Here is a 6,116-nt window from a genome sequence, read left to right as displayed (position 1 = left end):
CCCGCCGTTATGCAGGATTTTTTTCAAAACCGATACCGGGAAAGGAATGGCTGGTGGCTTCATCCGTAATTCTTTGGCCATCAACGAAATTAGCTCCAAAAAAGATGGCGTAGCGCTCCGCTCATTTAAGGCGTAATACGTTTGATGCTCGATGTGATTGGCCTCTACAATCCCCACAATGACCTCGGCCAAATCGTCGACGGCAAGCAAGGGCAGCCACCACTCCTTGCCACCGGGAAGAACAGGGAATTTTCCACGCCGCATGGAGCTGATCACGAGGCCCAGGCCATCCGTTTGTTCTGTGTTCCCGGTGCTTCGCGGGCCTATAATTGTACTCGGATTCACCACGACAAGCGGCATTCCTTTTTGATACGCCTCTTGTCTGAGGTATAGATCGGCCAGAAACTTGTATTTCTCGTAGCCTCCTGCCTCGCGGAAAAGATTGTTTGACGCAAAAACATCCGTCGCCAGCTTCCCGCTCTCATCGTCAAACGGACTCATGTAGCCGACGATATGAATCAACTTTTGTAGACGCTGTTGTTTATGCAATTCGTCTGCTACTGCTGCGAGGTGACTTGCTCCTTGTAAAATCACGTCTTTCCCCACTGTTTCATCCATCGAAATATCCATCGGGACACCTGCATGGATGATGACAGTTGCGCGCAAAACCTGCTCGTAATCGTTCGCCGATAATCCCAAGCCCGCCTTTCGCAAATCACCCCGCACGGCATTGCAATAAGACCTCTCTTTTGGTCTCATCTGCATCAGCAATTCATCCCACTTCTCTAGCGAACGAACTAGCGCCAGTACGGTATGACCAGCCCGCGCCAACTGCTTTGTTACCTCCTTGCCGATAAATCCAGTAGCTCCGGTTACAAAAACGACAGCCATTGTTTCTGCCTCCTTTATATTTATAGTACTAATCAGTACTAATTTACTTCAAAAAAATCCTACACTTGAATCAAGTGTAGAAGTGTCTGACCAGCGTTTACGAGTACCTGTGTATGCCCCTGCGATTCAGCCATGAGCATTGCTCCTTCCATAATGGTCACGAGCAAGACTGCCGTTTGCGGAATCGAGATATTTTCCTTGAATTCTCCACGGGCGATTCCCTCCACGAGCAGCTTTTCCGCTAGATTCTGCCATTCGATCAGGAACTCGTTGATTCGCGCTTTGACTTCTGGTATTTGTGCCGACAGTAAGGAAAGAATCGGACAGCCTCCTACGCAGGAGCGTCCCTCCAGTTCCTCTGCGATGATGGTAAAAATCAGCCCCACCCGTGCGGAAACAGACAGATCTGTTCGTTGCAGGATGTCTTCCAGTGCTCCTCTCAGTACGTTCATTCTGTAGCTGAGCACAGCTACGACGAGCTCCTCCTTGCTTTTGAAATGGTAGTAAATGTTGGACTTGGAGACTTTGCTATGTGCTACGACGTCATCCATGCTGGTATTCATGAGTCCTTTTTGCAAAAACAAATTGGATGCAGTGACGATGACATGGTCACGGTTTGAGGTTCGTTTCATGATTAGGACTATACAGTACTAACGGGTGATTGTCAATATGTGGAGGAGAAGAAAAAGCGCAGTTCTCTTCGACTCTGACACGCCATCAGGGGGAATTACTGTCCGTCTACACTTAAAAAAGGGGACCGTCGAGCCAAAGCCACCCTACGGGCGGAAGGTTCTCGAGGAAGAAGTGTTCGACAAGCGTGGTCCCCTTTTTGAAGTTCCGACTGGGTAGGCGTTGTCAAGGTCTACGAGCCCTGCGCTTTTTCTTCTTACCAGCTTTGCCTTTTAAAACTTCGTATAAAAAAGAAAAGGTTGATGCCGTCTGTCACGGCATCAACCTTCACCCATTAATTGATCGCAAATCTGTTTAATTTCGTTACGGCAGCAAGCATGGCAGCCGCCAGTTCATTTTCCTGGCTATCTCGTGCCCTTCTTAGATAAAGGCTGCGCAAAAAGTTTTTACTGTTCACTCGAGCGATGACCTGGGTACGACTTTTCGGCAGTTCTGCACAGCTTGCCAAGCCATTGATCCAGTCAGCGAGCTCCTGCTCTGGGAGCAAATCCTTATCTATCATCGTATCGACAATGCTTGCCAGACGTTCATCTTCTTCGTCATTGAAAATATGTTTTCTGTTATCCAATACGCCCTGGATCGCACGGAGGATGTCTCGCTGTACGGCTTCGTCGCTCTCTGGGCACTGCACTAGCTCTACGAATACGTCTGCCCCGTGTGCCGTACTGTGCGCCCAGCCTCCCTCGGACAAATAGCCGCGCAAATCCTTTTCCTCTTGAAAGTAGCGGAGCATGGCATTCTTCACATGCTGGAAATCAGCGAGCTCCAAAAAAGGCTTCTGCCTGTGACGTCGCATGATCAAGGCAATCGGCAATGCAGAGAATGTCCTCGTAAATACAGATTGATCACCCTCGCTGCCGATCTGATAGAACAAATGCGTATCGTCCGTCAGTTCTCGGAGAAGGCTGCGCAATTGCGCCTCCGTCAGATGTTTCTCATCAAGAATCCAGTAATAAAATACTGGGTAAATGAGATTATCACGCAGCTCCGGATCAGGGTCCCCGATGTATTGCAGCAATAGCCCGACGAAATCCTGTAGTTGCTCCCCTTCACGAATCAGGTATTGTTCCTGCTCCAATCTTTGCAGGTCCAATATGAGTTTTGTTCTCGTATCCCTCACGTTTTCATCCCCCTCAACATCATCAAAATTTCCTCAACCACGATATCCGGTTCATCATGATGAATATAATGCCCGCTGCGACCGGCAATTCTTTGCTTGCTTGATGTAGATAGCCGCCTGAAATCGGCTTGCAGATTTTGTTCGATTTTCAAAATTTCCTCGTTCGGCCATTCCTCGTCCCATATGTCCGGTAAGCCTCTCGTGATAATTGAGACAGGTTTGTCGCTTTGCCGAAAATGGTCAACGATTTCTTGATAGCTCCGTATCTTATCGATCTTTTCTCGATTCAACATCGGATTCTCGTAATATTCCCGGTTGGCTGCGAGCAGGTTATCAGGCAAAACCTTTTCATACGCGAGCTCCTTATATTCCGGAGCAGCGTCCACCAGAATCATGCCCGAAACGAGGTGCGGATACAGACTGGCAAACAGTCTAGCAACCAAGCCGCCAAAAGAATGTCCGACCAAAATACACGGCGGCTCCACCCCAATCTCCTGCAGCAAATCATATAGCTCCTCTACCAGATCACGACAAGTCCGCGGTACGACTGCTGCCGCTGGGCTCCTGCCAATCCCCGCACGTTCATAGGATAAGGTCGACGCTTCCTGCGAGATTCGATCTTGAACGATCTTCCATGTCTCACCGCTATCGCCCATTCCTGCTATGAAGATGACGCACGGTGCCCCACTTTTTCGCGAATACAGCCTATGTATCCGTCGACACATGATCCCAGTCATCCTCCATGTAACGAACCAGCCAATTCAATGATCTGTGTCTTTCAACAACTACTTCGTCATTCAAACCGCCTGCAACCGTGCGATTGTTGATGCGCGCATCCACACATGCCCAGTCATAGCGATAGATTAAATCTGCTTGGTCGAGAATCTCTTGTTTGCTTCTCACTTTTGCATTGCTGTAGAAGGTATCATAGTCAGCCGCGCTTCTGAGAGCATCAATCGCAGTACTCACATCACAAATCTCATCCGGGAATTCGAGTTCTTCTACATACCCGAGTGCCCACAGCAGTACCCAGTAGCATTCGTACATCCAAGCCATCTGAATCATATCGGTTCGGTCTGGCTGTGGATCATTCAAGAAGTCTCTCTCTTTTTCCGTAAAGAATTCAGCAGCGCCAAACTGCTCAATAATTCCTTCGATGAACTCCCGCTCTTCCTTGATTTGCCCGTTTTCGGCGATCCCTCCGGCATATACCGCAATCAAGCACAGGGCAATCGCTCGCTGAACCATCTCGTCCTTGCTCCTGATGACAGCGTCCTCGTCCCCTACGATGACAGGAAGATGCGGGATGTACGGAATGCCTTGCTCCTGCAATAGCTTGATGCTCCGCTCCTTGCGCGCTTCTCCTGACTGGGAGGGTTGAATATGTCCATCGATCAGGTCTACGCTGACCGTCACTAGAAAATCGTCCACTTCCGATTCTCCTGCCGTATTGAGAATCAGCCTTCCTTGTTTATCGAGCATGTCTCCGGTAGGGAGAAAGACGATCCCGTGTACTTCTTCGGCAATCGCCATAATGGTCGCAAACGTCTTCTGGTCGAATTCCTTGCTCGCTACGATTCCTACCGCCACATTGAGCGCTGTAATTTGGTACAACAGCTTTTGCTGGACTTTCTCGTGTGCCGTTTCAATCTGTGCGAAGTAGCCGTACATCCCTTTTTTCATTTGGAGAAAGGCTTCTTGGTCATCGTCCTCGCGCATAAGATTGAAGGTGATCTTGCTCTTGCTAAACCATTTTTTATCTGTCACGGTCACGGCCCGCTCGTCTGCGGATACCTCTACCAATTGATCACGAAAAGCCTCGACAATCGCAGCGACGACTTTCTCGCATTGTTGGATGGAGACATAAATGGTGCATTGATTCATCTGGTAACCTCCTTTGCTGGCCAAACATTTTCAAAGTGCCGAATTTTGTAATCAATATTCAATTATGGTATTCTAACCCTGTTTAATCAAGCGCAAATCTTTATAGTTATCGGCGAGTCTATCACGATGATTGAAGGTGAAACCTATGAAAAACATCCTATTAGAGGAGTTCTCACCGATTTGTCCGATTCAAGCTTTTGTCGAAGAGGATGAGAACGGCGTCTTTTTTTATTTGTGGGATTATCCCGGTGAGGAGCATGCTAGCATTCGCTCTTGTTGGGTAAGAAATTACGGACCTGCACCGGACTCGATCGATTTCGATGCCATGCAGGATGGTCAAGCTCCCATGCTTCCACGCGATTGCTGCGCTCATCCAGATGGAGCTGACAGGCTGGACCCGGAACAGCTCTCGATCGTCTGGCTGGAGGAAGGCGATGCAGCGGCACTTTTGTATGAGGATGAGGTGCTGTGTGTGATTCCCAGCTGGGCTGGACCTTCCCCGGACGGCTCGCACTATCCTTCGTATGCGCGAGATTGCACCGGAGAATCTCATTTATGCTTTCCGCTGGGAACACTAGAGACGAACGCCATGTTTGCTCGCATCGAGGCAGCCCAGCATTTTTGGGCGAGCTGGGATGGCAACCCTTGGCCTGACATCCAGCAGCAATTCATGGACGCGATCACTTCGACTCTCGGCCCAGTTAAACAGTATTACGGCATCGACGGCGGTCACTGGCCCCCGAAAGCATTGGTGACCATCGAAAAAGGAGACGTTACCTATGCGATGACCCTCGGCGTGTCCATATTGCGTCAGCCAAAAGTCGAGCAGTATACAGAAGAGCCAGAGCAATTACGCCGATTCGAGCTGGCCTTTGCCTGCGAAACCAAATGGCTCGCCCAAAACGAGCAGCAATTGCTGGCCTACATTAGCGCCCAAACCTCTTTGCCGTGGTCGTATATGACCTTCCTCGCACAAGGTCACACCATTCCGTGCCAGGAAATCAATCAGATCAACAGCCGCTTCTCCTCCATGCTGCTCGCAAAACCTGAGGATGCACCGAGTATTCCACTTCCGCTCATGGCGGGTGATCCTGTGAATCTGTTATGGATGATTCCGATTACCGCGGAGGAACAGCAGTATGCAGAAATGAACGGTTCTGAGCAATTGATTCAGCGCTCCGCGGGAGATGGTGCGGATTGGATTTTTAATGGGGTAGTGAAATTTATGAAGTAAACTAGATTTTGAAGACAGTTTTCGTGGAGTACGTTCTGCGGGGACTGTTTTTTTGTTATCTCAACACTTTGGTAGGAGAAGTTATTTATCTCCGTGAATCTGCTTTTAAGATGGTAAACAAAAGCCGCGTCAGAAGAAGCGCATTTCCAGTCCAAGCGCCTCTGGAGCCCGCCCCAGCTTCGGAATAAATGGCGGGGGTTTTCAGCTTTTATCACATACAAAAACGCATTCGCGTTTTCTGGTTTGAAGCGCTCCCGCCATTTAGTTATGATCCCCTTTAGGTAGACAGAAAAAAGA

Annotated in this window: 6 protein-coding genes; 1 reads left to right on the top strand and 5 read right to left on the bottom strand. The window is 49.1% G+C overall.

The genetic code is table 11. From position 1 onward, the window contains the following. From PMI05_RS15620 to PMI05_RS15595, 5 genes are all read right to left on the bottom strand, one after another. The coding region (locus PMI05_RS15620; RefSeq protein ID WP_007723328.1) for an SDR family oxidoreductase at positions 1-891 on the bottom strand (891 nt) is incomplete at its 3' end. Between the two features lie 59 nt (positions 892-950). After that, positions 951-1,523, bottom strand: coding sequence for a TetR/AcrR family transcriptional regulator (locus PMI05_RS15615; RefSeq protein ID WP_039960883.1), 573 nt, complete (start codon positions 1,521-1,523; stop codon positions 951-953). 332 nt (positions 1,524-1,855) lie between these two features. Further along, on the bottom strand, positions 1,856-2,701 hold the full coding sequence (locus tag PMI05_RS15605; RefSeq protein ID WP_007723314.1) for a DUF2785 domain-containing protein: 846 nt from the start codon (positions 2,699-2,701) through the stop codon (positions 1,856-1,858). Then, positions 2,698-3,426, bottom strand: a complete 729-nt coding sequence (locus PMI05_RS15600) for an alpha/beta fold hydrolase (RefSeq protein ID WP_007723311.1) — start codon at positions 3,424-3,426, stop codon at positions 2,698-2,700. Before PMI05_RS15600 ends, PMI05_RS15605 begins: the two co-directional genes overlap by 4 nt. Further along, positions 3,407-4,585, bottom strand: a complete 1,179-nt coding sequence (locus tag PMI05_RS15595; RefSeq protein WP_007723309.1) for a DUF4272 domain-containing protein — start codon at positions 4,583-4,585, stop codon at positions 3,407-3,409. The genes PMI05_RS15600 and PMI05_RS15595 overlap by 20 nt, the downstream gene beginning before the upstream one ends. A gap of 145 nt (positions 4,586-4,730) precedes the next feature. Between PMI05_RS15595 and PMI05_RS15590 the strand changes: the two genes are divergently transcribed. Beyond that, positions 4,731-5,819 carry a suppressor of fused domain protein gene (locus tag PMI05_RS15590; RefSeq protein WP_007723307.1) on the top strand — a complete coding sequence of 363 codons (1,089 nt, stop codon included), beginning with the start codon at positions 4,731-4,733 and terminating at the stop codon, positions 5,817-5,819. The last annotated feature ends 297 nt before the right edge of the window (positions 5,820-6,116 follow it).

The sequence above is a fragment of the Brevibacillus sp. BC25 genome, assembly GCF_000282075.1.
Classification (GTDB): Bacteria; Bacillota; Bacilli; order Brevibacillales; family Brevibacillaceae; genus Brevibacillus.
The sequence above is the reverse complement of the archived record's forward strand: the minus strand, read 5'-3'. Positions and strand labels throughout refer to the sequence as shown.